The organism is Actinocorallia populi, assembly GCF_002995495.1.
Classification (GTDB): domain Bacteria; phylum Actinomycetota; class Actinomycetes; order Streptosporangiales; family Streptosporangiaceae; genus Actinocorallia; species Actinocorallia populi.
This window is the reverse complement of the sequence record NZ_PVZV01000008.1, coordinates 125,019-150,398: the sequence shown is the minus strand read 5'-3', so window position 1 is coordinate 150,398 and position 25,380 is coordinate 125,019. Positions and strand designations below refer to the sequence as shown.

Sequence of the window (25,380 nt, the reverse complement as noted above, 5' to 3'; positions counted from 1 at the left end):
TGGGGATCGCTTAGATTCGTCCACCCGAGGTGGAGCGCAGCGCCTCCTGCCACTCGTCGTGCAGCCCGTGGGACTCCGCGAGCGGGCGGCACGCCAGCACGTCCCGGCGCAGCAGCGGGTCGCCGAGCCGGACGACGGCCTCCAGGGTCACGTCCAGGGGGTAGTTCTCCAGCGTCGGATCGGTGAGGAGATGCCGGATGCCGGTGACGGCGCGCCGGTCCCCGCGCTCGGCCAGCCCCCGCACGGCCTCGGCCACCACGACCGGCGACGGGTCGTCCATGCGGCGCGCCAGCGCGTCCCGCAGCTCCGCGGTGTCGGCGTCCATCAGGCTCAGCGACATCGTCGCCCAGTCCCGCACGTACTCGTGCTCGTCCCCGGTGAGGCGGATCAGCTCGCCGGCGTCCATCGGCTGCTCCGGCGGCAGCACCTTCACCAGCGCCCTGGCCACCGCGTTGCGGACCCGCTCGTCGGGGTGGCGGGCGTGCCGCAGCAGCTCGGGCAGCGCGGCGGCGTCCCCGTGGTCGCTGAGCGCCCGCACCAGCGAGCGCAGCAGGATCGGATCGTTCTCCAGGCGCGCCATGCGGCGCAGCCTGGGCAGGGTGCGCAGGTGCGGGCCCAGCCGCGCCAGGACGTCCACGCCCAGCGTGCGGTACAGCGGGTCGGGGTGCTCGGCGAGGTCGAGCACCTCCCGCAGGCTCTCCTCGTCGTCCCGTTCCGCCAGGGTGCGGACGGTCTCCTCCCAGGCGGGGCGTTCGGTGACGTGGCGGCGCGCCTCGGCGGCGGTGGGGCGCAGGTAGCGGAACTCCATCGCCCGCGCGACCAGCTCCTCGATCGGGGTGGGGATGTCCAGGACCCGCTCCAGGAGCGTGGCGATCGCGCCGTGCCCGGTCTGCAGCTCGCTCCCCGTGACGCCGAACTCGCCCTCCCGCCCGGCCAGCGCGGTGATCAGCTCGGTGCCGTCGTCCTCCTCCCGGCGGGTGACGACGACCTCGTAGCCGGGTTCGGCGTAGGCCTCCTTCTTCTGGGCGCGCAGCTCGCCCTCGATGTCCACGCCCGTCCAGCGCAGCGCGGCCTCCAGCGCGGTCTCGCCGTCGCCCCTGCCCTCCGCCGCCCCCACCGGGTCGGCCCCGTGGCGCAGCAGCAGCCGGACGATGCCCACCGCGCCCCGGCTCGCCGCCAGGTAGAGCGGCGGGGTGCGGACCTCGCGGTTCGGGTCGGCGCCGGCCTCCAGCAGCCGCACGACGGTGCCGGTGTGGCCGCCCGAGGCCGCCCACTTCAGCGCCGTCCAGCCCCGGTCCTCGGCCTTGTCGACGTCGGCGCCGGCCTCCAGCAGCGCGGCGACCGTCTCCTCGTGCCCCCAGCAGGCCGCGCCGCACAGGGGCAGCCCGTCGCTGTCGCCGAGGCTGGGCCGGTCGGGGTCGGCGCCCGCGGCCAGCAGGGCGCGCACCACGTCGGTGCGGCCTCCCACGGAGGCCGCGTACAGCGCCGTGGTGCCCTCCCCGTCGGGGCGGTCCACCTCGACCCCCCCGGCGAGCAGGGCGTTCACCCGGTCGAGCTTGCCCTCCCGGGACGCCTCGACCAGCGGTAGCTCCCCCGACATGCCTCACTCATATCCGGGGACGCCCCTCGGTAATCGCCTTCCTGATCCGTTTGTCGGAAACGGGGTAGCGGGTGCCCACGGACTGGGCGAACAGGCTGACCCGGTACTCCTCGATCATCCAGCGGACCTCGGGCGGCCGCCCCGCGCGCTCCCATTCCTGGCGGACCCCGGCGACCTGCGCCATGAGCTGCCGGTCCCGGTTGGGGTTGTCGGGCAGCCTGTCCAGCCGGTGGTCGACGGCCCGCAGGTAGCGCAGCACGTCCGGGAGGCGGGCGAACCCCGTCTCGGTCACGAAGCCCGGATGGACGAGCTCGTCCAGCTGGCCGCGGACGTCGGTGAGCGAGGGCACGAGCACCAGGCTGCCCGTGCTCTTCAGCTTGCGCTGGATCCCCTGGTAGGCGGCGAGGATGCGCTCCGTCCAGCCGAGGATCTGCGCGGCGGTGTCGGCCAGGTCCGCCCGGACGGCGTCGTACAGCCGCCCGTAGGACTCCCGGTCCCAGGAGGGGCCGCCGTGGTCGGCCATGAGCTTGTCGGCGGCGGCCTCGATGACGTCGGTGAACAACTTCTGGATGCTGCCGTGCGGGCCGGCCGCCAGGGCGAGCTTCGCCTGGTTGCCCAGCCCGTTCTGCAGCTGCTTGGCCGGGGACGGGGCGTTGAGGAGGATCATCCGCCGCACGCCGAGCCACATGGCGCGGCGCTGCTCCTCCTCGGTGCCGAACGTCCGGATCGCCACGCTGCCGCCCTGGTCGACCAGGGCCGGGTACGCCTTGAGGCGGCCCTGCTCGTGCAGCCGGGGAAGGCCGTCGAAGTCCCAGTCCGTCAGGCCCTCGCGTTCGATGCCGGTGGACTTGGCCAGGGTCTCCCGCTGCCGCGGCGCCAGCCTGCGCTTCAGCTCGGCCAGGTCCTTGCCCTCGGCCACCCGTTTGCGGCGCTTGTCGCCCCGGCCCGAACGGCGGGAGCCGTGCGGGGACCGGCCGGGCCGGTCCCCGGGGGCCTGGGGGTCGCCCCCCTGAACGATCCGGAAGCTCATCCGCAGGTGGTCGGGGATCTGGGCGGGCTGCCAGGCCTCGCGCGGCACCGTGACGCCGGTGAGCGTCCGCAGCTCCGCCTCCAGGCGGTCCAGCAGGGCGCCCTCGCCCGGGTGGACCAGCGCCAGGACGCGGCGGGCGAAGTCGGGCGCGGGCACGAAGTTGACGCGCAGCTGCTTGGGCAGCGAGCGGATGAGCGCGGTGACCAGCTCGTGGCGCAGGCCGGGGACCATCCAGTCGAAGCCGTCCTCCTCCACCTGGTTGAGGACGTGCAGCGGGATGTGGACGGTGACGCCGTCGGCGTCCGCGCCGGGCTCGAACTGGTAGGTGAGGTCGAAGACGAGGTCGCCCTGCCGCCAGACGTCGGGGTAGTCCTGCTCCGTCACCTCCTGCGCCGTCTCGTGGACCAGCATCGACTTCTCGAAGTTCAGCAGGTCCGGCTCGGTGTGCTGCGCCTTCTTCCACCAGGTGTCGAAGTGCGCGCCCGAGACGACGTCCGCGGGCAGGCGCCGGTCGTAGAAGTCGACGAGGGTCTCGTCGTCCACCACGATGTCGCGGCGGCGGGCCCGCTCCTCCAGCTCGCCGACCTCCGCCAGGAGCCTTCGGTTGGCGTGGAAGAACTTGTGGTGGGTCTGCCAGTCGCCCTCGACCAGGGCGTGCCGGATGAAGAGGTCACGGCACAGCTCCGGGTCGATCCGGCCGTAGTTGACCTTGCGGTTGGTGACGATCGGGACGCCGTAGAGGGTGACCCTCTCCAGGGCCATGACGGCGGCCTGGTCCTTCTCCCAGTGCGGCTCGCTGTAGTTGCGCTTGACCAGGTGCTGGGCCAGCGGCTCGACCCAGTCCGGCTCGATCTTGGCGTTGACCCTCGCCCACAACCGGGACGTCTCGACCAGTTCCGCCGACATCACCCAGCGGGGGTTCTTCTTGAACAGGCCGGAACCGGGGAAGATCGCGAACTTGGCGTTGCGGGCGCCGACGTACTCGCGCTTCTCGGAGTCGAACAGGCCGATGTGGGAGAGCAGGCCGCTCAGCAGCGAGACGTGGATCTTGTACGGGTCGCCGGGGGTGGTGTTGACCGTGATCCCGAGGTCGCGGCAGATCTGCTTGAGCTGGCCGACGAGGTCCTGCCACTCGCGGATGCGCAGGTAGTGCAGGAACTCGTTCTTCATGGTGCGGCGGAACTGGCTCCCCGACAGCTCGCGCTGGGCCTCCCGCACGTGGTTCCACAGGTTGAGGAAGGCCAGGAAGTCGCTCGCCGGGTCCTTGAACCTGGCGTGCTTCTCGTCGCTGGCCTGCTGCTTGTCCGACGGGCGCTCGCGCGGGTCCTGGATGGACAGGGCCGCGGCGATGACCATGACCTCGTTGACGCAGCCGTTCCTGTCGGCCTCCAGGATCATGCGGCCCATGCGCGGGTCGACCGGGAGCCTGGCCAGCTTGCGGCCGATCTCGGTGAGCCCGCGCTCGGCGTCCAGGGCGTGCAGCTCGTGCAGGAGGTCGACGCCGTCCTTGATGTTGCGGCGGTCCGGCGGGTCGATGAACGGGAACTTCGCCACGTCGCCCAGGCCCAGGCTGGTCATCTGGAGGATGACGGACGCCAGGTTGGTGCGCAGGATCTCCGGGTCGGTGAACTCCGGCCGGGAGACGAAGTCCTCCTCGCTGTAGAGGCGGATGCACACGCCGTCGGAGGTGCGGCCGCAGCGGCCCTTGCGCTGGTTGGCGCTGGCCTGCGAGACCGGCTCGATCGGCAGGCGCTGCACCTTCAGGCGGCTGCTGTAGCGGGAGACGCGCGCGGTGCCGGGGTCGATGACGTACTTGATGCCGGGGACCGTCAGGGAGGTCTCGGCGACGTTGGTGGCCAGCACGATCCGGCGGCCGCGGTGGGCCTGGAAGACCTTGTGCTGCTCGGCCGTCGACAGCCTGGCGTACAGCGGGAGGATCTCGGTGTCGCGGTACTGCTTCTTGGTCAGCGCGTCGGCGGCGTCGCGGATCTCCCGCTCGCCGGAGAGGAAGACGAGGATGTCGCCCGGGGGCTCCAGGCGGAGCTCGTCCACGGCGTCGCAGATCGCCCCGTAGAGGTCGGACTGGTCGTCGTCGGCGTCCTCGACCGGGCGGTAGCGCACCTCCACCGGGTAGGTGCGGCCGGAGACCTCCACGATCGGGGCGTCGCCGAAGTGCCGGGAGAAGCGCTCCGGGTCGATCGTCGCGGAGGTGATGATCACCTTGAGGTCGGGGCGGCGGGGCAGGATCTGGCGGAGGTAGCCGAGCAGGAAGTCGATGTTGAGGCTGCGCTCGTGCGCCTCGTCGATGATCAGCGTGTCGTAGGCCTCCAGCAGGCGGTCGTGCTGGAGCTCGGCCAGCAGGATGCCGTCGGTCATCAGCCGCACGAGGGTGTCGTCGCCGGTGTGGTCGGTGAAGCGCACCTTGTAGCCGACGGTCCGGCCGAAGGGCGTCTCCAGCTCCTCGGCGATGCGCTCGGCGACGGTGCGGGCGGCCAGCCGGCGCGGCTGGGTGTGGCCGATCAGGCCCCGCACGCCCCGGCCCAGCTCCAGGCAGATCTTGGGCAGCTGGGTGGTCTTGCCCGAGCCGGTCTCGCCCGCGACGATCACCACCTGGTGGTCGCGGATCGCCTCGAGGATCTCGTCCTTCTTCTGGCTGACCGGGAGCTGTTCGGGATAGGCGATCTTCGGGACGGACGCGGCCCGGCTCGCGACCCGCAGCTCGGCCTGCTCCACCTGGCGGAGCAGGTCCTGCTGGGTCTTCTTGCGGCGGGCGACGTCGCGGATCTTGCGCGTGCCCTCCCAGCGGCGGCGCAGGCGGGAGCCGTCGCGCAGCATCAGGCCGTCCAGGCGTTGGCGCAGGTCGGCGGGGTGATCAGGAGGGGAACTCACAACCGCCAAGAATATGCGGCGCTCCGGGGGGCTGCGCAAAGCAATATCTACGGGGATTGCCCCAAAAGTGGCGAACCATCGCATAGGTCACACTAGTATGTGACCTCTTCGTTACTTTGGAGATGGTATGACCCCCAAGTCGCTGGTCGTTCCGGCCTGCACGCTCGCCCTGATCGCCGGACTCGGCATCGGCCCCGCCACCGCCGCCTCGGCCGCCCCCGCCCCGGCCATGTCCAAGGCCGAGAAGAAGGTGCTGACCCTCACCAACGCCGCCCGCAAGAAGGCGGGCTGCAAGCCGCTGAAGGGCAACAGGAAGCTCGCCCTGGCCGCCCGCCGCCATTCCAAGGACATGGCGCTCAACGACTACTTCTCGCACACCTCCAAGGACGGCTCCTCCCCGTGGGACCGGATCAAGCGGACCGGCTACCGCAATCCCGGAGCCGAGAACATCGCCTACGGCTACCCCAGCGCCAAGGCCGTCGTGTCGGGCTGGATGAAGAGCCCCGGCCACCGCGCCAACATCCTCAACTGCGGGCTCAAGTCGCTGGGCGTCGGCAAGTACCGGACCCACTGGACCCAGGACTTCGGCTGGTCCTGAACGACCGGTGAATGACACTCCCTGACTTCTGTCAGGGAGTGTCATGGTCCTGTTGATTTCGGACCGCACTGAATACAGGAAGTTTGTTTCAGGGTGTTTTGTCCGCGTGTCGCTCCCGAGTGACCGGGCATGATGAGCGCGACTCACGGGAACTCCCGTGCCGCCCCTGTCAACGATTTCCTGGAGAGCCGCCCGTGAAAGGACTCCTCGCCCTCTTCGCCGGCCGGGACCGCTACCACTACATGATCGCTTCGGGGCTCGCCTTCGGGCTGCTCGCCGGAGTGCTGGGCGTCTGGGGGGTGTTCACCAGGGACGACGGCATCCTCCAGTTCAAGTTCCGCACGGTCGCCGCCCCGGACGACGGGTGGAAGGTGCTGTTCGAGGACGGCTTCGACGGCGAGGCGAACGCCGACCCCGGCGACCACTGGCTGCCCGACATCGGGCACCACACCGTCTCGCCGCTCGGCGGGCAGGGGCCGATGAACTTCGGCACCACCGAGATCGCCCGGATGACCGACGACCGCGCCAACTACGCGCTCGACGGCGAGGGCAACCTGGCGATCACCCCGCGGCGCAGTGAGGCGGGCGAGTGGACGTCCGCGCGGATCAACAGCGAGCAGGTGTTCAAGACCGCCGACGGCGGGCAGCTCGCCTTCGAGGCCAGGATCCAGATGCCGCAGGTCACCGGCGAGAAGGCACTGGGGTACTGGCCCGCGTTCTGGCTGCTCAACCAGGAGCAGCGGCTGCACCCCGAGGGCGAGAACTGGCCGTCCGGCGGCGAGATCGACATCGTGGAGGGCGTCAACGGGCTCAACCTCGCCCACACCACGCTGCACTGCGGCGTCAAGGGCGGCGGCGACCAGGGCGGCCCGTGCAACGAGCACACCGGGCGCGGCGTGGCCACCGCGTGCACGCCGGTGTCCTGCCAGGACGGCCCGCACGTCTACCGGCTGGAGTTCGACCGGCGCACCGACGCCGAGGAGCTGCGCTGGTACCTCGACGGCAAGCTCGTCCACCGGCTGTCCCGCGAGGAGGCGCCCGACGGCGCCGACGGCGACCAGTGGCGCCAGGCCTGGGACAACCTGAACGCCGGTGAGGGGTTCTTCATGATCCTCAACATCGCGATCGGCGGCGACATGCCCCGCGGCAACGGCGGCGACGTCTCCCCCGCCACCGAGCCGGGCCACCCCATGCTCATCGACTACGTGAAGGTGATGGCCCGCGGCGCGGGCGCGCCCGAGACGGACGTGGACGCCGCCGACCCCGACGGGGGCGAGCCGACGGCCTCGCCGTCCGCACCGGCCTCGCCCTCCGCCTCGCCCTCGGACGCGCCGTCCGCCTCGCCCTCGGACTCGCCCTCCGCCTCGCCTTCGGACTCGCCCGAACCCGCCGGCTCGCCGACGGAGTCCGCCGCGCCCACGCCGTCCCCTTCCGCCGGCAAACCCGACAAGTCGGCGGCGCCCTGGTCGCCCGTGCTCACCCAGGCCGAGGGCTACTCCGACCAGTCCGGCGTCAAGGTCGACACGGCCGAGGACATCGGCGGCACCGAGTACATCGGCTGGCTCGCCGACGGTGACCGCGTCAGCTACGACGAGGTCGACTTCGGACCGGCCGGGCCCAAGAAGCTCATCGCCCGCGTCGCCTCCGACAGCGGCGAGGGCAAGATCGAGGTCCGCCTTGGCTCCCCCGACACCGCCCCCCTGGCCACCGTCGCCGTCCCCGACACCGGCGGCTGGCAGGACTGGGAGGACGTCATCGTCCCCCTCCCCGACACCGCTGGACGCCACACCGTCCACCTGAAGTTCGTCTCACCCCAGGAAGAGGAGTTCCTGAACATCAACTGGTTCATCCTCCTCCCCTGACCCGCGACGCCCACCGAGGGCCGTGGCTCTCCGGAGCCCCGGCCCTCGTCCCTGCGCCGCACTCCCCGCCGACCGCATTTCCGGCCTTCCCGAAATCCAGCGCGCCCGCCTCCACCCCCGCGGAGGCATCGCCCGCCCTCAGAGCTCCGCAGGTTTCCGGATCGAGCGCTCCCGCCTTCACGATCACTGGACTTCCCGCCTTCGCGGCCGCCCACCTTCACGACCGCAGAAGGTTCCCCGACCGCTTTGTCGAGCCTCACGACCGCCGGACTTCACGCATCGCGCGCGCCCACCTTCACGACCGCAGAAGGGCCTCCGGCCGCTTTGCCGAGCCTCACGACCGCTGGATTTCACGCACGCGCGCGCCCGCATTCGCGACCGCGGAAGGGCCTCCGGCCGCTTTGCCGAGCTTCAGGACTCCAGAGTGGAGGGCATCCGCTGCCTCCAAAGATCCGCAGGTTTCCGGATCGAGCGCTCCCGCCTTCGCGACCGCCGGACTTCCCGCCTTCGCGGCCGCCCACCTTCACGACCGCAGAAGGTTCTCCGGTCGCTTTGCCGAGCTTCGGGACTCCAGATACGGACGTGTTCGCGGCCGCCCTCGGGGAGAGGCTCCATGACCGCGCTGCCAGGCTCCGGAGCTTCTGGACGCGTTCGCCTTCGCGACCGCGGAAAGGCCCCGCTCGCTTGGCTTCAGGCCTTCCTTGGCCGCGGGGGGCGGTTCGTCCGGCTCACCGGGGCCACGGGCTACGGCGGGGAAAGGGAACGGCCCCGCGCTCGGGTCGAGGCGGGGCCGGTGTGCGCGTACGGGGTCAGGCGCGCCAGCTGCGGACGAGGTCGCGCAGGGCGACCTTGTCGAACTCGACGCCGAGGTCGGTCAGCTCCTGGGCGACGAGCTTGCCGTCGGGGCCGTGCTTGGCGACGAGGCGGTAGGCGAAGTAGGGGAACCAGTGGTTCTCGCGGATCTTGGCGACCTCGGACTTGTCGATGGCGTAGCCCTCGGCGGCCAGGTCCTCGCAGGCCTTGACGATGTCGCCGGTGTGGCGGTTGAGCGCGTCGGTGACGATGCTGCGCATGCTGGTCGGGTCCGGCTGCGGCTTGAGGTCGGCGGCGGCCGTCTCCTTGCCCTCCTCCTCGACGGTGGGCAGCAGGTCGACGAAGGTCTGCTCGGCGGGGGTCTCCGGCGCGGTGGCGGGAACCTCCTCGGCGACGCGCTCGGGCTGCTTCTCGGCGGCCTTGGCGGCGTCCACGATCGGGTCGGCCAGCTTCTCGGCGGGCGCCTCGAGCTCGGCGACGCGCACGGCGCTCGCCGTGATCTGGCGCGGCTCGGGCGGGGGCTCCAGCGCCGCCCGCTCCTCCTCCTGCTGCTCGGGCGGCTGCACGACGTAGCGGTGCAGCGTGCGCAGCAGCACGAAGAGGCCGAGCATCGACACGATCGGGGGCACCGCCGCGGTCGCCTGGTAGGAGAACTCCCTGTTCAGCACGTGGCCGACGTTGAACACCAGCGAGGCCGTCCAGCCGGCGAGCGCGATGAACAGGGGCAGCATGAAGTCCATCCAGCTGAGCAGGCTCTTGCGGATGGCGTACGCGTCCAGGGCGAGCAGGAAGAGGCCCAGCTCGCCGACGATGATGAACAGGTCGACCAGCAGCGGGAAGGAGGCTGCCTTCCAGCCGCTGAGACCGTGCTCCAGTGCCCACTCGTACAGTCCGGAGTAGGACTGGGCGAACCCTCCGCCCGTCGCGATGAGGACCGCGGCGGCCATCAGGCCCACCGCAGCCCATCGAGTTACGGTTTTGGCCCTTACGGCGGCGCTCATGCGGATGCTCCACTCGACTCTTGAAATGACCTTGGAGGAGGATATCCCTCCCCTTGGGGATCAGGAGTCAACTTCAACTTCTTTGTCCGACTCGTTGCTCGACCGACCCAACGGAGGGGGATGCAGCGCATCGAAGCACAACTCCCCGTCCCGCGGGGCCCTCTTACACACACCGGTCCACTTCGCCCCGGTCGAACAGGCAGGACACGAACCCCGCCACGACCCACGCACCGGCCGGGCCCGGCCGACCCGCAGGCGGACCCGCGCACCACGAAAGCCCGCGCACCGCAGAAGCCCGCACGCCGCGAAAGCCCTCGCACCTCGAAAACCCGCCAGGGCACGGTCAGCCCGCGGGCGGCGGCCCGCGGGCGGCGGGCCGCGCACCACGAAGCCTCCGCACTGCGAAAGCCCGCGCACCACAGAAGCCCTCGCACCTCGGAAACCCGCCAGGGCACGGTCAGCCCGCGGGCGGCGGCCCGCGCACCACGAAGCCTCCGCACTGCGAAAGCACACGCATTGCGAAGACCGCTGCACCGCGAGGACCACCGCACCGCGAAAGTCGGCGCGTCTCGTGGAGAAGGGCGGAGGCCGTGGTGTCAGGGGCGGGGTGCGCCGCGGTAGGTGCCGAAGGACCAGAGGTTGCCCTCCGGGTCGCGGACGATGAAGTCGCGGGAGCCGTAGTCGGTGTCGCCGAGTTCCCGGACGACCGTCGCGCCCGCCTTGAGAGCGCGTTCGTAGAGGGCGTCCGGCTCGTCGGTGACGGCGTAGGCGCCGAAGGTCCCTGGCGGCAGCGTGAAGACGGCCGAGGCGTCGTCCCGTACCGAGCCGAGCATGATCCCGCCGCCCGGCGGCCAGGCGAGCTCGGCGTGGTGGACGATGTCGCCCTCCGCGTGCACGACGGTCTCCTCGAACCCGAAGGCCTCGACGAGAAAAGCGATCAGCCTGCGCGCGTCCCTGGCCTCGAGCGTGGGCCAGACCTGCGGTTGCGGTGTGTTCATGCGCTCACCCTCTCCTTGTGACCTCCTCCCCGTCTTGAACGAAGCGGAACTCCCGGCCGAACTCGTTCTCCAGATACCGCAGCGGGGAGAGCCCCGTCAGCGCGCGGAACTCCCGGGTGAGGTGGGCCTGGTCGGCGTAGCCGCAACCGTGCGCGACCTCCGCCAGGCGCAGCTCCCGGCCGGCTCCGAGCCTGCTCCGCAGCTCCGTCCGCGCCCGGTCGAACCGGATCACCCGTCCCGCGGCCTTGGGCGGCAGCCCCACCTGCTCGCGGAACCGGCGGCGCAGGTAGCGGGCGCTCCACCCGACCTCCCCGGCCAGTTCCTCGACGCTCACCGTGCCGCCCGTCCCGTGCAGCCGCCGCCATCCCCGGGCGACCTCGTCGTCCGCGTCCGGGACCGGCCGCGCCCGCCGCAGCAGGAACTCCTCGACGAGCCGGAACCGCTCGGCCCAGCCCCCGGCCTCGACCAGGCGCTCCCGCAGCTCGCCCGCGCCCGCGAGCACCTCCTCGCCCGCCAGGACCTCGCCCGTCAGCTCGCCCGCGGGCATCCCCAGCAGCGAGCGCGCCCCCAGCGGGCTGAGCCCGATCTGGATCCCGGCCTGGCGTCCCCCGTGCGCGAGCAGCACCGGCTCGGTGTGCAGCCCGCCCAGGACCACCCCCAGCTCCCGGACGCCCGCCCCCTCCACGACCCGGACCGGCTCCTCGAAGGACACGACCACCGTCAACCACGGCGAAGGCACGCCGCGGTGCGTCCGCGGCGCCCCCGTCTCCTGGCGGTAGCCGTAGAACCTCTCCACCCGGCCCCGGAGCGCTTCCCCGGGGATGCGGGACACCATCTCCATTCCTCCACGCTAGACACCGCCACCGACAGTTCGCGCGAACGGGCCGGCCGGGCCCGTGGACGGCCCGGCCGGCCCGGCGTCAGGCGGGTCAGCGCACCCTCTTGCGCACTCCGGAACGTTCGAAGTCGAAGAGGACGTCGTTGATCTGGAGCCCGTCGACGGCGCCCCTGAAGGCGTCGTCGGTGCCCTTCTGGATCGCCACGCTGAGGCTGACCACCGCGTCGGGCATCTTCTCCTTGATGTCCTTGAACGAGCAGGGGCTGGCCAGGGTGCAGCCGGTGACCCCTGGAAGGGGCCGCGACGACCCCCACCTGTTGCCGGGCGCGGTGGCGTCGTACTTCTGCCACGCGTGGCGGAGCTGGGTCGGGGGCCGCGACGGGCTGACGGACTTGTCCGGCAGGTAGACCAGGGTCGTGTAGGACAGACCGGGCAGTCCGGGGTCGACCTCCATCGAGAAGGAGGGCAGGACCGTGCCGATCCCGTAGTCGACCCCGGTGAAGATCCAGTACTTCACCGACCTGATCCGCCGCAGCCGCGTCCCCGCGAAGTCCGTCTCGTTGCCGTAGGCGACCTTCTCCCCGCCGTCGACCGTCAGTCCCAGGCTGCCCTGCCCGTAAGGCGGGGGCTGCAGGGCCGGATACTCCAGGAAGGTGCGCCCGTACGGCCCCATCCGCAGTTCCGCGACCGGCGACCCCGACGAGTTGCGTCCGATGACCCCCCACCGGTCGGCGGGCCGCGCACCGGCCGCTCCCGGGGCCTGCACCACCGCGACCAGCCCGGCGGCCATCACCCCCGGCAGCGCCCACGCCAGACGTCTGGTAATTCTCACGAATTCTCCTCGAATGACGAACGATTCGAAGCCTCGAACCCGTGGCACCCATCCCCGCCGGAGGAAGGGGCAAATCAGCGGCCTCTCTCATTGACCATTGATTTACTCGACAAAATGCCATAGAAAAGGGATCGCTCCCCTTCTCTCCCCTTCCACCCTCCCCGGTATCCTTGAGGCTTCCCACCCGCCACACCCTTTCTACTGAAAGGACGGACGTGTTCCGCCGACTCCCGCGCCTCCTCACCGCCGCGGCACTGGGCGCGACCCTGGTCGCCGCCCCCGCCGCCGCCCTTCCCGGCGAGCGCGCCGCCTTCCTGGGCCCCCAGGGCTACGGTCCCCTCAAACTGGGCATGAGCCTCAAAGCCGCCCGCAAGGCAGGGCTCGTCACCAAGCTCACCAAAGCCGACGGCCAGGCCTGCGGCTCCTTCACCATGAAGAAGACCGGGGCGAGCGTCTACTACGAAAAGAAAAGAGGCGTCACCGCCATCTTCGCCGCGAAATCCACGAGGACCCCGCGCGGCATCAAGATCGGCGACAGGCTCAAGAAGGTGAAGCAGGCATATCCGGGCCTCAAGGCCGGACCCAACGCCCATGACGTCCGCGTACCGGGGAATCGCGGCGCCCGGTACATCTTCCTCTTCGACTCCTCCGACAGGGTCTACGAACTGACCCTGGCCCGCACCCCCGTCCGCTGCTTCGGCTGACGTCCCGCCGGCCGCGGCACCGTCCGGTGCCGCGGCCGGCGAGGCGGGATCAGACGGGTTCGGGGAGGAGGTCGGTGCGGACGCGGGGCAGGCTGTCGGGATGGTGCTCGCGGATCCACGCGATGAGGTCCTCGCGGACGTCGCAGCGCAGGTCGAAGGCTGCGGAGCCGTCCGCGGCGCTCATGAGGGCGCGGACCTCGACGAGGCCGTTCTCCTGGACGTCGGTGACGGCCAGGTTCCACACCTCACCGTCCCACAGCGGATGGGCCCGGATGAAGTCCGACAGGCGGTTGCGCAGGTCGGCGACCGGCACGGTCCAGTCGACCCGCAGGAGGACCGCCCCGATGATGGACTCGTTGCGGATCGTCCAGTTCTCGTAGGGCCGCTCGGTGAAGTAGGACACCGGCAGGACCAGCCGTCGGCCGTCCCAGACCTGCAGGACGACGGTGTTCAGGGTCAGGTCCTCCACCTTGCCCCAGTAGCCGTCGACGACGATCACGTCGTCGACGTGCAGGGCGTCGCCGAAGGCGAGGATGACTCCGGAGAACAGGTTCCCGATGGCCTTCTGCGCCGCGACGCCGGCGATGATGCCGAAGAGTCCCGCGGAGGCCAGCACTCCGGCGCCGATGCCGCGCACCGCGTCGAAGGTGAACAGCATCCAGCCGATGGCGATGACGACGGCCAGGGCCGTCACCACCCGGTTGACCAGCATCACCTGGGTGCGGGCCCGCTTGGCGCGGGTACTGCCCGCCCCGCGCGACCCCGTCACCCCCTTGACGACCGCCCGGGTGACAACGTGCACCACGCGGATGACGAGCCAGGTCATGGAGGCGATGAGCACCAGCACGAGCAGGTGGTCCACGGTGCCCGCGAGGCCGCCGAAGAGTTGTTCGTCCAGGCGCACCGCGCCGTCCTCGGTGTCGACGCGGATCGTCTTCAGCGTCGCCCGGGTGACGAGGGAGCCGACGACGACCGCACCCGGCACGGTCGTCCGGCCCACCAGATCCGACATCTGCGGCAGTCTTCGGCTCAGCCTGCGGGCGAGCAGTTTCCCCGTCAGAAGGACCAGTCCGATCGCCACGAGGACGATCGCCAGCCCCAGAGGCGGTCCGATCACGGTCGAGGTGGGGTCATCGGAGGGCTTCATACCCATCCACACTAGGCGGATACGCCCCATATCCACCAAACAGCGACAAAGACCACTCTCCGCCGGACCCGGGACCGCTGCGGAGACCCGGGCCCGACCGGGCAGAACGGCGGAAGCCCGATCCGGAATGCTCGGATCGGGCTTCTGTGCCGAGTGGGCGTAACTGGGTTCGAACCAGTGACCCCTCGCTTATAAGGGGACCTCAAGAGTCGATCGACCAGGCCAACCACCTGCATGCCCGGCCTGCGGCCGTCCACGGTTGTCCCCCAGGATCCGCTGCCCTCCGCCTCGATCGTCAGGCAGTACGTCAGGCAGCCGCCCCCTGATGCAGCGCGGTGCAGGGTGGTGCTGCTACTGGCCGTTGCGATCCGTCTCAGGGGTCATGCTGATGAATTCTGCGGTGATCGTGTGGGTGGCTTCCGACGAGATGCCGATTGTGCCCAGATCGGTGGTGCGAACGTAGAGAAGCTCGCTGCTCTCCAGCGAGGACTCGCTGCGTTGAGCAGAGGTGGGCCGAGTCCAAGATCCTCGGGTGAGGCCGTCCAAGGCATGTGACGTCGGGGTGTTGAAGGTGATGATCAGCTGGGGGTTGTCGAAGAGGATCTCGGCGCATTCGCTCTTGGAGCGGGTGACCTTGCTGATCTGGGAGGTGTCCAGATGGGGAAGGGTGTTCTGCTTGAGGTGGGCGAACTCCCGGTCGCCTTCACGGGAGCAGTCTCTTGTCGGATCGAGAGCGGTGGCCAGGAAGAAACCGGCCGCGGCTACAAAGCAGACGAGGACGAGCGCCGGAATACCGACTGCCACCCATAGGGGGAGGCGGCGGAATGAGGCGGAGGGCGGCGAGGTGTTTTCAGTCACGTGGATCGCATTCTGGAAGGGCATGGCGGGTGGGGCCTGTAAGTCAACCGTGTGCGTAGGGTGACACGGAAGGCCGTGAGCCCTAGTGGACGATCAGCCTGCCGTGATGTGGCTGGGGTGCCCCGGAGATGGTGAAGATCTTCTCCCTGCCGAACCGCGACCTGCACGAGAGCCGCGCACCAACGCTCCGACCTGCAGGAAGGCTTTCCTCGACCGCAGTCGTCTTCCAACGTCTTTCCGGGCCTCACGGAACAATGACGGAGCAGACCCCTGCCTTGCTCCTGCCTCTCAGGCCCATCCTCATAAGGGCATGATGGCGGCCATGACGGCAGATACACCCGGGCAAGCCATCGTCGAAGCAGCCTGGAAGGACGTCCGGGACGACGGGCGGGTGCCTACCGAACTGATCGACGCCGCATATGCCGAGCCTCGGCTTCGCGAACTCTTCCCCTGGACAGGCATGGGAGAACTCCACTTCAGCCGCTGCACCGGCAAGCGTTGGACCTGGGACATCCCTTACATCGGACCTGCAAAGGACGGCTACCGGGTAGAGGGCCTTCTGCGCACCGAGACGATAGGACCAGCAGCAGACGCTGCTCAAGCCGTCGCCATGGTGGTCGAACGGCTCCCAGCGAACTGCGGCCCCGCATTCATCGGTACTCCAGAAGAGCTCGCCGCTCACGAGGCGAAGAGGTGAGCGACAAGCTCAGAGCCATGCCTCATGGCCAGCAAACAGGGCTCGAACTTGTAGACGGTTCCCCGTTGGCTGACCTGGGGCAAGGTCAACGATCAACCGGATGAGCTGCCGAGATACCTCTCGACAGCTCTTGTCGTTTCGCACCGTCTTCCACGGTCATGTGCCCTGGGCGTGCCCTTGAAGCGGAGACCTGTCAGGACGGCTGGGCTCTCGATCTGGGCTGATTGTCGGCGGAATGCGGTATCCATGGCGGGTGAACGAGGATCAGCTCATCCGCAGGCTCAAAGACGCGGTCTCGTGGTCGGGCATAAGAGGGGCGTCGGCGGAAGACGTCGCCGAGGTCGAGGCCGCAGTGGGGTATCCGATGCCTCCGCTGCTCAAGCGGATCTATCTCGAAGTCGCCGACGGCGGTGAAGGGGGCTGCCTGCTGGTCCTGTCCCTTACGGAGCCGGAATACTGCTGTGATGGCGATCAAGGCGAGCATGCCGAGCCTCTGCTCAGCGAGTGCCTGTCTTGGGTGGAAAGCTTCCCTCGTCATCGCTTGGACCGCTCACCCGCCCTGGTGCCTTTGACCGGGGGATGTGACACGTGGACCCTCATCGACTACAGCACCCCGCAGGGAAATATCTGGAGCCGGAAGTCCTCCCGGCTGTCGGACGAGGGCCTCACCTTTGCCGAGTGGCTGGTCGCGGAGCTGGATGAGTGGGACGCCAGTGCCAAGAGGATGAGTGAGCCTGTCGACATGACGAATCTCCCTTGGTAGCTCTCTCGGCAGGGAGAACGAGTCGGCCGGCCGTTCTCTGCCATTGGGCGATTGTGGGCCTTTCGATGCGGGGCCGTGGCCGCTCCGGTGTGCTCATCCGCGCGAACGACGAGACGTTGCGATGGGGGGATTCGCGCGGATGAGTGCTCCGGCCCGCGGGGGGATGGGGGCCGCGAGGCCCCCGCTTCGAGCTCGACCAACCCCCAAAGTCTTTCCCCGCCACGCTCCCCGAGGTCTTCCCGTCTGCCGTCGTCCCACGCTGCGCGGTAGTCCTCTGGATGGGACGTCGATAGACGGGAAGATCTCCCCACCTCAATCACCCTCCCTGCTCAGCTCTTGTGCTTCTTCCACTCATCCCGGAGCCGGAGTTCCCCGCCGGAGGCATCTGCTCCTTCTCAGAGCCAAGGCCCCTGATGCGTCGGACAGGTGTCGCCCTGCTTTCCGAAGGTCTGGGCTGTGACGGTGCAGGAGTTCCTCTGCGAGCTCCTGGAGGTGGGCGACGGACAGGGTTCTCCCTCTTGGTGGGAGGCAGGATCGAAGGCACGAGGAGCCCTACCGTTCCGCGCCATCGGCGCGGGCCGCCGCCCCCGACGGGTGGGCCCGAAGAGGCCAAGCCCGGCGGGGAGCGAGCGGCGGCAACCCTCCCCAGGTTTGCCACGGATCACGTAGCACTCGAACGGGTCGGCCTCGCTCCGCCCGATCCCACCGACCCTCGGAAGAGAACCCCTTTGTCGGCGCCTGCCCCCTCCAACTCTCCGCGGAGTTCTTCCTCCTGCGCGTCACGGCAGGACGTGGAAAGCGGGTGTCACCTCCGACGAAGGGGCCCGGCTCCCCACCCGCCGCACGTCAGCGGGGCGGGCTTGATGACGTGAAGAAACTTGGAACACCGCCGGTCTTTGGCTTGAGCATCCGGTTCTTAGTCTCTGCTCGCGACGTGGATCAAGGCCAGGCGAACTGGCCAGGGCCAGTCGGCCGACCGTATAGCAGCGGGACCCCAAAGGCGAAGCCGCACAAGAGCGCAAACATCGCAATCAATATCGCGTATCTATACAGTAGGGCTCTGCCGGTCAAGTAACCGACGATAGCCGAGATCACTGAACCGAGCAGGTACGCCACTGCCCAGATCATTATGGCAGGCCCCAGTCTCGCAACGAAAAGCTGGGCCACGCCGATGAAAATCGGAGACCCTCCGAGGAAGATGGCGAACATCCGAGTGACGTCGGCATCTTCCTTTTTGGGGTCCAGTTTCTGCACTACAAGCATGAGCAATAGGGTCGAGATGCCTATACCGATTGCCACGAACCCTGAGAAGTGCACATGCGGATCATGCCAGACCTTAGGGAACCACAGGACTTAACAGCCTCAGACGGTTACCGAGCCGAAAGAGGCTCGGTCTTGAGGCGACCGGGCCGCTAGACGTTCCCTGCAGGCGGGATCGGCACCTTGTAGGCCAGGGTGTACCGATGCGACCCCGGCAGGGATTCGCAGGTTCTCGGTCTTGTAGGGGCGCGGGGCCCGGGTGGTGACTTCCTCGGTGACGTGGGTGAGGGTGACGCCGATGGCGTCCATCCGGGGGATGACGCCTGTGACGGGTCCGGCCTCGGGCTGCTCGATGGGAGTGCCCTCGGTGACGGCCGGCGGCTCATAGGACGTCGAAAGCATCACCGGATCGCATGCGGCGATGTCCAAGCGGGTGGCGATCGCCTTCGGGGCCGTCGACGTTCTCGACCGACATTCCCGCTCAGGGGCCTGGCCCGCGGTCTTGGAGGCTCGGGCGAACGGGAAGCCGGTGGACGGGATCCGTAGAAGTCTCCGATGATCCTTCGCTGCGAGGCTTCAGTGTCCGGACGAAGGGTGCCGCTGGAGAACATCTCCCGCCTGGTCGGCCACAAGGGCACCGCGGTGACCGAGCTGGTCTACCGGCACCAGATCCGACCGGTGATCGAGGACGGCGCGACGGCCATGGACCGGATCTTCCCGCGCAAGATCGAAGAGCCCTGGTCAGGCAGATAGTCAGGCAGAACGGCGGAAGCCCGATCCGGAATGCTCGGATCGGGCTTCTGTGCCGAGTGGGCGTAACTGGGTTCGAACCAGTGACCCCTCGCTTGTAAGGCGAGTGCTCTACCGCTGAGCTATACGCCCCTGGGGACCGGGAAAGTCTACCCCGCCGAGGGGGTGGTCCGCTCCGGGGCGGCGGGGGGCGCGCTTCGCGAACCGGGAAGGGGCAGGAGGCGTCTTATCGGGCATCTGGAGAAAGGGCGGCTGATGGACGTTTTTCTGATCTGCCTGGGCGGAGGGCTGCTGGTGGCGGTCCTGGTGGTGTCGGCCAAGAGGAGGCGGTCGGCTCCGGCCGCGTCCCCGCGGCGGCGGGCGGCCCGGTCGTCCCGGTCGTCGGACGGGGGCTTCGGCGGGTTCTTCGACTTCGGGTCGGGGTCCGACTCCGGCTCCTCGGGTTGCGGCGGGGGTGGGGGCGGGGGCGACTGACGCCGAAAAGGGGCGCGCGTCGGGCGGCGCGTCCCTTCCCGGTGGCCGGGTCACCGGCGGATGAAGGCCAGGAGGTCCTGGTCGAAGGCCTTCTGGTAGTCGCCGGTCAGGCCGTGCGGGGCGCCCGGGTAGAGCTTGAGGGTGGCGTCCGCGAGCAGGCGGGCGGTCTTCGGCGCGGCGGCCCGGACGGGGACGATCTGGTCGTCCTCCCCGTGGGCGACGAGGACGGGGATGTCGATCTTCTTGAGGTCCTCGGTGAAGTCGGTCTCGGAGAACTGGGCGATGCAGTCCAGTGCCGGTTTGAGGCCGGCCTGCATGCCCATCAGCCAGAACGCGTCACGTGTGCCGTCGGAGACGTCCGAGCCGGGGCGGTTCGCGCCGTAGAAGGGGGCGCCGAGGTCCCGGTAGTACTGGGAGCGGTCGCCGCGCACCCCTTCCCTGATCCGGTCGAACACCTCGACGGGCAGGCCTTCCGGGTTGTCGGCGGTGCGCAGCATCAGCGGCGGGACCGCCCCGACCAGCACGGCCCTGGACGCCCGCGCAGTCCCGTGCCTCCCGAGGTGGCGGACGACCTCGCCGCCTCCGGTCGAGTGCCCGACATGGACGACGTCCTGGAGATCCAGTTCCGTCACGAGGTGCGCCAGATCATCGGCGTAGGTGTCCATGTCATTGCCCGTCCACGTCTGGGTGGAGCGCCCGTGCCCGCGACGGTCGTGAGCGATCGCCCGGAACCCGTGCTCGGCGACGAGGCACATCTGGACGTCCCAGGCGTCGGAGTTGAGCGGCCACCCGTGGCTGAAGACCACCGGCTGCCCGCTGCCCCAGTCCTTGTAGTGGATGTGGCAACCGTCCGAAGTCGTGATGTAGCTCATGGTGATAAGTCTAGTTCGGCCGCTTTCCGGGACTTCACACCGGAACACCGGTCAGAACCGAACGGTCCGCGCGGGCATCCCAGCAAGCAGAGAAGCCGCCCCCGCGAGAGAACGGCGCAAGGCCATGAACGATCTCACCCTGCTCTTCGTCCTGATCCCCGGCCTGATGCTGCTCGGCATCTCCATCGCCCTGTGGCTGGTGGTGCGCCAGCAGCGGCAGATCCAACGCGACATCTTCGGGGAGCAGGGCGTACCGCTGTTCGCCGCGCTCTTCCCCACCTCACGGGCCGGTATGCGCTACCACGCGAGCCGGCACGGGACGGACGGCTCCCACCACCGAGGCGGTCACCACGCATCGCCGCACTACTCCCACGACTCCTGGGACCAGGGCGACGGCCCCCACTCCGAGTACTCGGGCCACGGCCCGAGCCACGACCACGGCTACAGCGACTCCGGCTCCAGCAGCTCGTCGGGCTCCGACTCGGGCTCCAGCAGCAGCTCCAGCGACTCGAGCTCCAGCTCCAGCGACTCGGGTTCCAGCAGCTGGTGAGCCGGGCCCGTCCCGGCGCCCCGCAGGACGGCGGCGCTCAGGCGTCGCCGTCCTGCTCGGCCAGGAACTGCTCGAACTGCGCGGCCAGCTCCTCGGCGGTCGGCATCTCAGCGTCCTCGGCCAGCAGGGACTCCCGTTCGGAGGCGCCGGCGAACGCGTCGTACTGCTGCTCCAGGGCGCGGACGACCTTCTGCACCTCGTCGGAGCCCTCGACCTGGGCGGCGATCTCCTTGTCGGTCTCGGCGGCGGCCTCGCGCAGGGCGTCGCCGGGGATCGCCAGGCCCGTCGCGTTGATCACCGTCTCCAGGGCGGTGACGGCCGCGGTCGGATAGGCCGACTGCGCCAGGTAGTGCGGCACGTGGACGGCGAAACCGAGCGCGTCGCGTCCGGCCTCGCCCAGCCGCAGCTCCAGCAGCGCCGCGGCGCTGCCGGGCACCTGGACCTTGCCGAACGGCGACTTGGGCCAGCTCAGCAGCTCCGGACGGGTGCCGTGCGCGGTCAGCCCGATCGGACGGGTGTGCGGCACCCCCATCGGGATGCCGTGCACGGTCACGCTGAGCCGGACGTCGAACCGCTCGATCAGCGACTGCACGGAGGCGGTGAAGCGGTCCCACGCACGGTCGGGCTCGGGCCCGTCCAGCAGCAGGAACGGCTGGCCCACCATGTCGTGGACCAGGTGCAGCAGCAGTTCCGGCTTGTCGTAGGACTCCCAGTGGTCGCCGTCGAAGCTCATCGTCGGCCGACGCGCCCGGTAGTCGATCAGCTCGTCCAGCTCGAAGGTCGCGACCACCCGGTGCTCCAGCGTCTCCAGGATGTGATCGCGTACCAGCCTGCCCGCCGATCCGGCGTCCATGAAGCCTTCCAGGCGGTGCAGCAGTACCGGTCGGTCGAGCTCGGACGGCTCTTCCTCCAACCGGTACAGATCCTCGGGGCGCAGCGGACCCACCTCCCAGTCGACGTATGTCGTGGCTTTTCAGGGACCAACATAGTGCAGGGAGCGTTTCATCCCGTGTGGCGAGCCCGCTTCAGAAAAACGGCCCCGTGCGGCGGGTGGCGCGCACGGGGCCGCGGGAGGCGGTCAGGACGCCGGCCGCACCCGGTCGGCGTTGATCAGGTGGTACAGCAGCAGGAGCTGGGTGATGGCCACCGGGTCGCTGCGGTTGCCGTCGGCGAGCCCGCCGAGCCCGCCGGGGAGGGGCGTGTCCACGTCGAGCCGTTCCCAGACGGCCTTCTTGACGATCTCGGCCTCCTCCGGCGAGACGTCTCCGTGCACGTGCAGGGAGTCGACCGGGCGGCCGTCGGTGTCGCGCAGCAGTCTCAGGTGCAGCGCGTCCGCGCCGCGCACGACCTCGTCCAGTTCCGGGTGGTCGATGGTCGGCCGCAGCAGCAGCTCGGCCGACAGCGGGCCGCCGGGCGGCTCCTCGCGTCCGGCGAGCGGTCCGAAGCGCACGACGATGTCGGCGTGCCTGCGCTGCGGGCGGATGAACGCGGCGCTCTCCAGTTCGCGGCGCCGCAGCTCCTCGCGCACCTGCTCGGCGGTGTAGCCGCGCCTGGTGGTGTCGCGCTGGATCTTCCAGGCGTACCGCTGCTCCTCGGGCGGGTCGAGGTAGACGGTGATGTCGAAGCAGGCGCGCGCCATCTTGCTGTAGAGCGGCAGCAGCCCCTCGACGATGACGAAGTCCCTCGGCTCGACCAGTTCCGGCCGCACGAGCCTGCCGCTGCCGTGGTCGTAGACGGGTTTGAGGATGGGTTCGCCCATGGCGAGCAGCTGCAGGTGCTGCTCCATCACCTCGATGTGGTTGCAGTCGGGGTGCAGGGCGGTGAACGGCTTGTTCCTGCGTTCCTCCCGGTCGTAGCGGTGGTAGTCGTCGACGCAGACCGCGGTCATGCGGTCCTCGCCGAGACACTCGACCAGCCCCCTGGTCAGCGTCGTCTTGCCGGCGGCACTGTCCCCCGCTATCGCCAGCATGACCGGACGGCGGCCCGTGCCACGGGCACGCAGCATGTGCACGATCCGATGGGGCACCCTGTCTCCTTCTCGGTCCGGGTCTCACCGCGAAGGTAGGCCGGGTGTGAGGAGGGCGCCTCACCCGCGCGTGGGAAGCCGGGGGTGAAGGCCGCCCCCCTTACTACTCGCCGGTAGCAAACCTTGTTATGTTGCGGGGATGGCCGCCCCCGTAAGGGTCGTGCTCGTCGACGACCATGAAATGATCCTGGCCGGGCTGCAGGCGATGCTCTCCGGTTTCACCGGCAGAGTGCGCGTCGTCGGCCAGGCCGCCGAGCCCGCCGAGGCCAACCGGCTGGTCACGTCGCTGAGACCCGACATCGTCCTGCTGGACGTCCGGCTCGGCCCGCACAGCGGCCTCGACCTGTGCCGGTCGTTGTCGGCGACGGCGCCGGGGACCCGCGTCGTCTTCCTGTCGGTGTACGACGACGAGCAGTACGTCTTCGAGGCGCTGCGGGCCGGCGCGGTCGGCTACCTACTCAAAAGGGTCGACGGGCTGGAGCTGGTGCGCCGCCTGGAGGAGGTCGCCGGCGGCGAGACGGTCGTCGATCCCACCCTGGCCGGGCGGATGGCCGCCAGCGTCGCCCGGCTCAACCGCGGCGAGTTCTGGCCGGGCGCCAACCGCGGCCTGACCCAGCGGGAGAGCGAGGTGCTCTCCCTGCTGGTCGGCGGGCTGTCCAACCGGGCGATCGCGGCCCGGCTGCACCTGTCGGAGGAGACCGTGAAGAGCCACCTTCGCACCCTGTACCGCAAGCTCGAGGTGACCGACCGCTCCGCCGCCATCGCCGTCGCACTGCGCGAGGGGCTCTTCCGGTGACCGCGCGGGCCCGCGCCCTGGACCTGCTCGCCGGACGGGAGACGGCGCTGCTCGCCCGCGTCGCCGGCGTGGCGTGCGCCGACCGGGAACTGGACGGCCTGGCCGCGAGCCTGACGGAGCTGGTGCTCTCCGCCACCGGCTTCGCCTCGTGCGAGCTGTACGTCCTGGACGACGAGGAGCGGACGCTGGAACGGGCGGGCGCCACTCCCCTCACGGACGGGCCGCCCGCTCCCGTGCTGCTCGGAGAGGGCTTCGTCGGCTGGTGCGCCGCACACGGCATGCCCCGCGCGTACGAGGGGGGCATGGTCTTCCCCGTCCAGGACGGGCGGGACCGCACCCTCGCGGTCGTCCGGGCCCGGACGACCGGCGGTGCCCCCTGCTCCGAGGACGACATCTCCATGGTCGACGCCCTGGCGGCGCTGTTCGCCCCGGTCGTGTGCTCGGCGCGGCGGCTGCGCACGGCCAGGGAGCGCGAGCATTCGGCCGAGGAGTTCGCCGAACGGGCCGTGGAGGCGCAGGAGGCCGAGCGGGGACGGCTCGCCCGCGAGATCCACGACGGCATCGCCCAGCGGCTGGCCAGCCTGGGCTTCCACCTGTCGGCGGCGCTGCGCGTCCTGCCCCCGGCCGAGCCCTCCCTGGCCGAGGCCCGCCGCCAGATCCTCGTCGCCCGCCGCCTGTGCGATCTGGCCTCGGCCGAGACCCGCGCCGCGATCGGCGGCCTGCGCCCGCCCGTCCTGGACGACCTGGGCCTGCCGGCCGCGCTGGCCGGGCTCGCCCGCGAGGCCGACGCCCGCCAGTCGTCCCTGGACGTCACCGTCACCGTGACGGGCGAGCTGGACGCGCCCCTGCCCGACCACCTGCAGACCGCCCTCTACCGCATCGCGCAGGAGGCCGTCGGCAACATCCTGCGCCACGCCGAGGCGTCGACGGCCGGCATCCTCCTGGAGTACGAGCGCGACAGGGTGCGCCTGACCGTCGGTGACGACGGCGGCGGCTTCCACCCCCACCGGCCCGCTCCCGGGTCCTACGGGCTGCGCGGCATGGCCGAACGCGCCGAACTCCTGGGCGGGCGGATGACCCTGCAGTCCCGCCCAGGCGAGGGCACCACCGTCCGCGCCGTCCTGCCGCTGCGTTAGCCGGGCGTCCAGCCCGAGCCGACCAGGTGGCTGACGAACAGCCTGGTCGTGGCGGTGGGCGCCGGGCCGGCCGCGGCGTGCCAGGGACGCAGCAGGGGGGTGCCGGGGGCGTCCACCACGTGCAGCCGTCCGGAGGACAGGTCCCGGCGGACGGCGTCACGGTGGACGAGGGCCACGCCCAGTCCCGCGGCGGCGCCCGCGATCACCGCCCCGTTCGAACCGAGGACGAGGACGGGCGGGGCGGCGCCGTGCTCGGCGAGATAGGCCTCGGCCGCGACGCGGGTGCCCGAGCCTGGCTCGCGCATCACCCAGGGGGTGGCGGGCGGGTCGAACTCCACTCCGGGGGCGGCCACGAGGACCAGTTCGTTGGCGCGGGTGGCCAGGATCGTCGCCCGCGCCCCCGCCGGAGGCCGTCCGCCGAGCACCAGGTCGGCCTCGTGCGCCGCCAGCGCCGCCCAGATCCGGCGGCTGGGGCCCACCTCCAGGGCGAGTTCCACCCGGGGCCAGGCGCGCCGGAAGCCGGCGAGCAGTTCGGGCAGCACCTGGTCGGCCGCGGTCGTGACCGCGGCCAGCCGCAGCCTCCCCGCTCCCGGATCGTGCTCTCCGCGCGCGGCGGCGCGGGCCTCCTCGTGCAGGCCGAGCAGTTTCCTGGCATAACCGGCGTAGACCCGTCCGGCCGGGGTGAGCACGACACCGCGCCCCGCCCGCTCCACCAGCGGGACGCCCAGCTCACGCGAGAGCGCCGTGACCGACGCGGAGACCGCGGACTCCGTCACGTAGAGGCGCTCGGCCGCGGCGCGGACCGAACCGGTGTCGGCGAGAGCGACGAACGTCCGCAATCTGGATTCAGTCATCGCTTGATATTCATCCCGAAACACTTGATGGA

Annotated in this window: 24 protein-coding genes and 1 tRNA gene; 10 read left to right on the top strand and 15 right to left on the bottom strand. The window is 70.3% G+C overall.

Annotation, left to right across the window (positions count from 1 at the left end; genetic code table 11):
- Positions 1–10: 10 nt before the first annotated feature.
- Together C2865_RS30085 and hrpA are read right to left on the bottom strand one after the other, a co-directional pair.
- Positions 11–1,600, bottom strand: a complete 1,590-nt coding sequence (locus C2865_RS30085; RefSeq protein WP_106401996.1) for an ankyrin repeat domain-containing protein — start codon at positions 1,598–1,600, stop codon at positions 11–13.
- 7 nt (positions 1,601–1,607) lie between these two features.
- Complete coding sequence (hrpA, locus tag C2865_RS30080) at positions 1,608–5,519, bottom strand: ATP-dependent RNA helicase HrpA (RefSeq protein ID WP_232835875.1); 3,912 nt, start codon at positions 5,517–5,519, stop codon at positions 1,608–1,610.
- A 127-nt stretch (positions 5,520–5,646) separates the two neighbouring features.
- Here hrpA and C2865_RS30075 point away from each other — a divergent pair, with 127 nt between their 5' ends.
- Together C2865_RS30075 and C2865_RS30070 are read left to right on the top strand one after the other, a co-directional pair.
- A complete protein-coding gene (locus C2865_RS30075) occupies positions 5,647–6,117 on the top strand; it encodes a CAP domain-containing protein (protein WP_106401994.1) in 471 nt (156 codons plus the stop codon).
- A gap of 194 nt (positions 6,118–6,311) precedes the next feature.
- Positions 6,312–7,979 (top strand): carbohydrate-binding protein, encoded by a 1,668-nt coding sequence (locus C2865_RS30070; RefSeq protein WP_106401993.1) that lies wholly within the window; start codon positions 6,312–6,314, stop codon positions 7,977–7,979.
- 809 nt (positions 7,980–8,788) lie between these two features.
- Here the strand turns inward: C2865_RS30070 and C2865_RS30065 are convergent.
- From C2865_RS30065 to C2865_RS30050, 4 genes are all read right to left on the bottom strand, one after another.
- On the bottom strand, positions 8,789–9,739 hold the full coding sequence (locus C2865_RS30065) for a DUF2637 domain-containing protein (RefSeq protein ID WP_198653715.1): 951 nt from the start codon (positions 9,737–9,739) through the stop codon (positions 8,789–8,791).
- A gap of 650 nt (positions 9,740–10,389) precedes the next feature.
- Positions 10,390–10,791, bottom strand: coding sequence for a VOC family protein (locus tag C2865_RS30060; RefSeq protein ID WP_106401991.1), 402 nt, complete (start codon positions 10,789–10,791; stop codon positions 10,390–10,392).
- A 4-nt stretch (positions 10,792–10,795) separates the two neighbouring features.
- Entirely contained in the window at positions 10,796–11,632 is an 837-nt protein-coding gene (locus C2865_RS30055; protein WP_106401990.1) for a helix-turn-helix domain-containing protein, read from the bottom strand.
- Positions 11,633–11,720: 88 nt separating this feature from the next.
- A complete protein-coding gene (locus C2865_RS30050; protein ID WP_157963955.1) occupies positions 11,721–12,461 on the bottom strand; it encodes a hypothetical protein in 741 nt (246 codons plus the stop codon).
- A gap of 215 nt (positions 12,462–12,676) precedes the next feature.
- On the opposite strand from C2865_RS30050, the gene C2865_RS30045 reads away from it, so the two are divergent.
- Entirely contained in the window at positions 12,677–13,165 is a 489-nt protein-coding gene (locus tag C2865_RS30045) for a hypothetical protein (RefSeq protein ID WP_106401988.1), read from the top strand.
- A gap of 49 nt (positions 13,166–13,214) precedes the next feature.
- Here C2865_RS30045 and C2865_RS30040 read toward each other — a convergent pair whose 3' ends face one another.
- Together C2865_RS30040 and C2865_RS30035 are read right to left on the bottom strand one after the other, a co-directional pair.
- The gene (locus tag C2865_RS30040) at positions 13,215–14,312 is read right to left on the bottom strand and encodes a mechanosensitive ion channel family protein (RefSeq protein WP_157963954.1); all 1,098 of its coding nucleotides are present in this window, start codon (positions 14,310–14,312) and stop codon (positions 13,215–13,217) included.
- A gap of 351 nt (positions 14,313–14,663) precedes the next feature.
- Positions 14,664–15,170 carry a hypothetical protein gene (locus C2865_RS30035; RefSeq protein WP_157963953.1) on the bottom strand — a complete coding sequence of 169 codons (507 nt, stop codon included), beginning with the start codon at positions 15,168–15,170 and terminating at the stop codon, positions 14,664–14,666.
- 310 nt (positions 15,171–15,480) lie between these two features.
- On the opposite strand from C2865_RS30035, the gene C2865_RS30030 reads away from it, so the two are divergent.
- Positions 15,481–15,867, top strand: coding sequence for a DUF6193 family natural product biosynthesis protein (locus C2865_RS30030; protein WP_198653714.1), 387 nt, complete (start codon positions 15,481–15,483; stop codon positions 15,865–15,867).
- A 253-nt stretch (positions 15,868–16,120) separates the two neighbouring features.
- A complete protein-coding gene (locus C2865_RS30025; RefSeq protein ID WP_106401985.1) occupies positions 16,121–16,630 on the top strand; it encodes an SMI1/KNR4 family protein in 510 nt (169 codons plus the stop codon).
- 939 nt (positions 16,631–17,569) lie between these two features.
- On the opposite strand, the gene C2865_RS30020 is transcribed toward C2865_RS30025, so the two are convergent.
- Positions 17,570–17,947: a hypothetical protein gene (locus tag C2865_RS30020; protein WP_106401984.1), complete on the bottom strand. Its 378-nt coding sequence runs from the start codon at positions 17,945–17,947 to the stop codon at positions 17,570–17,572.
- A 45-nt stretch (positions 17,948–17,992) separates the two neighbouring features.
- On the bottom strand, positions 17,993–18,319 hold the full coding sequence (locus C2865_RS39620) for a GntR family transcriptional regulator (RefSeq protein ID WP_157963952.1): 327 nt from the start codon (positions 18,317–18,319) through the stop codon (positions 17,993–17,995).
- A gap of 150 nt (positions 18,320–18,469) precedes the next feature.
- Between C2865_RS39620 and C2865_RS30015 the strand changes: the two genes are divergently transcribed.
- On the top strand, positions 18,470–18,643 hold the full coding sequence (locus tag C2865_RS30015) for a hypothetical protein (protein ID WP_198653713.1): 174 nt from the start codon (positions 18,470–18,472) through the stop codon (positions 18,641–18,643).
- A 57-nt stretch (positions 18,644–18,700) separates the two neighbouring features.
- Here the strand turns inward: C2865_RS30015 and C2865_RS30010 are convergent.
- A tRNA-Val gene (locus C2865_RS30010) sits at positions 18,701–18,772 on the bottom strand.
- Between the two features lie 123 nt (positions 18,773–18,895).
- Between C2865_RS30010 and C2865_RS30005 the strand changes: the two genes are divergently transcribed.
- Complete coding sequence (locus tag C2865_RS30005; RefSeq protein ID WP_106401983.1) at positions 18,896–19,114, top strand: hypothetical protein; 219 nt, start codon at positions 18,896–18,898, stop codon at positions 19,112–19,114.
- A gap of 50 nt (positions 19,115–19,164) precedes the next feature.
- On the opposite strand, the gene C2865_RS30000 is transcribed toward C2865_RS30005, so the two are convergent.
- Entirely contained in the window at positions 19,165–19,986 is an 822-nt protein-coding gene (locus C2865_RS30000) for an alpha/beta fold hydrolase (protein WP_106401982.1), read from the bottom strand.
- Between the two features lie 124 nt (positions 19,987–20,110).
- Between C2865_RS30000 and C2865_RS40275 the strand changes: the two genes are divergently transcribed.
- The gene (locus C2865_RS40275) at positions 20,111–20,536 is read left to right on the top strand and encodes a hypothetical protein (protein WP_106401981.1); all 426 of its coding nucleotides are present in this window, start codon (positions 20,111–20,113) and stop codon (positions 20,534–20,536) included.
- A gap of 37 nt (positions 20,537–20,573) precedes the next feature.
- On the opposite strand, the gene C2865_RS29990 is transcribed toward C2865_RS40275, so the two are convergent.
- Both C2865_RS29990 and C2865_RS29985 read right to left on the bottom strand, forming a co-directional pair.
- Positions 20,574–21,449, bottom strand: coding sequence for a proteasome assembly chaperone family protein (locus C2865_RS29990; RefSeq protein ID WP_232835874.1), 876 nt, complete (start codon positions 21,447–21,449; stop codon positions 20,574–20,576).
- Positions 21,450–21,614: 165 nt separating this feature from the next.
- Positions 21,615–22,562 carry a phosphoribulokinase gene (locus C2865_RS29985; RefSeq protein WP_232835873.1) on the bottom strand — a complete coding sequence of 316 codons (948 nt, stop codon included), beginning with the start codon at positions 22,560–22,562 and terminating at the stop codon, positions 21,615–21,617.
- A gap of 139 nt (positions 22,563–22,701) precedes the next feature.
- On the opposite strand from C2865_RS29985, the gene C2865_RS29980 reads away from it, so the two are divergent.
- Together C2865_RS29980 and C2865_RS29975 are read left to right on the top strand one after the other, a co-directional pair.
- Complete coding sequence (locus C2865_RS29980) at positions 22,702–23,358, top strand: response regulator (RefSeq protein ID WP_106401979.1); 657 nt, start codon at positions 22,702–22,704, stop codon at positions 23,356–23,358.
- On the top strand, positions 23,355–24,494 hold the full coding sequence (locus C2865_RS29975; RefSeq protein ID WP_106401978.1) for a GAF domain-containing sensor histidine kinase: 1,140 nt from the start codon (positions 23,355–23,357) through the stop codon (positions 24,492–24,494). Before C2865_RS29980 ends, C2865_RS29975 begins: the two co-directional genes overlap by 4 nt.
- On the opposite strand, the gene C2865_RS29970 is transcribed toward C2865_RS29975, so the two are convergent.
- Positions 24,491–25,348 carry a LysR family transcriptional regulator gene (locus tag C2865_RS29970; protein ID WP_106401977.1) on the bottom strand — a complete coding sequence of 286 codons (858 nt, stop codon included), beginning with the start codon at positions 25,346–25,348 and terminating at the stop codon, positions 24,491–24,493. The genes C2865_RS29975 and C2865_RS29970 overlap by 4 nt on opposite strands.
- Between the last annotated feature and the right edge of the window lie 32 nt (positions 25,349–25,380).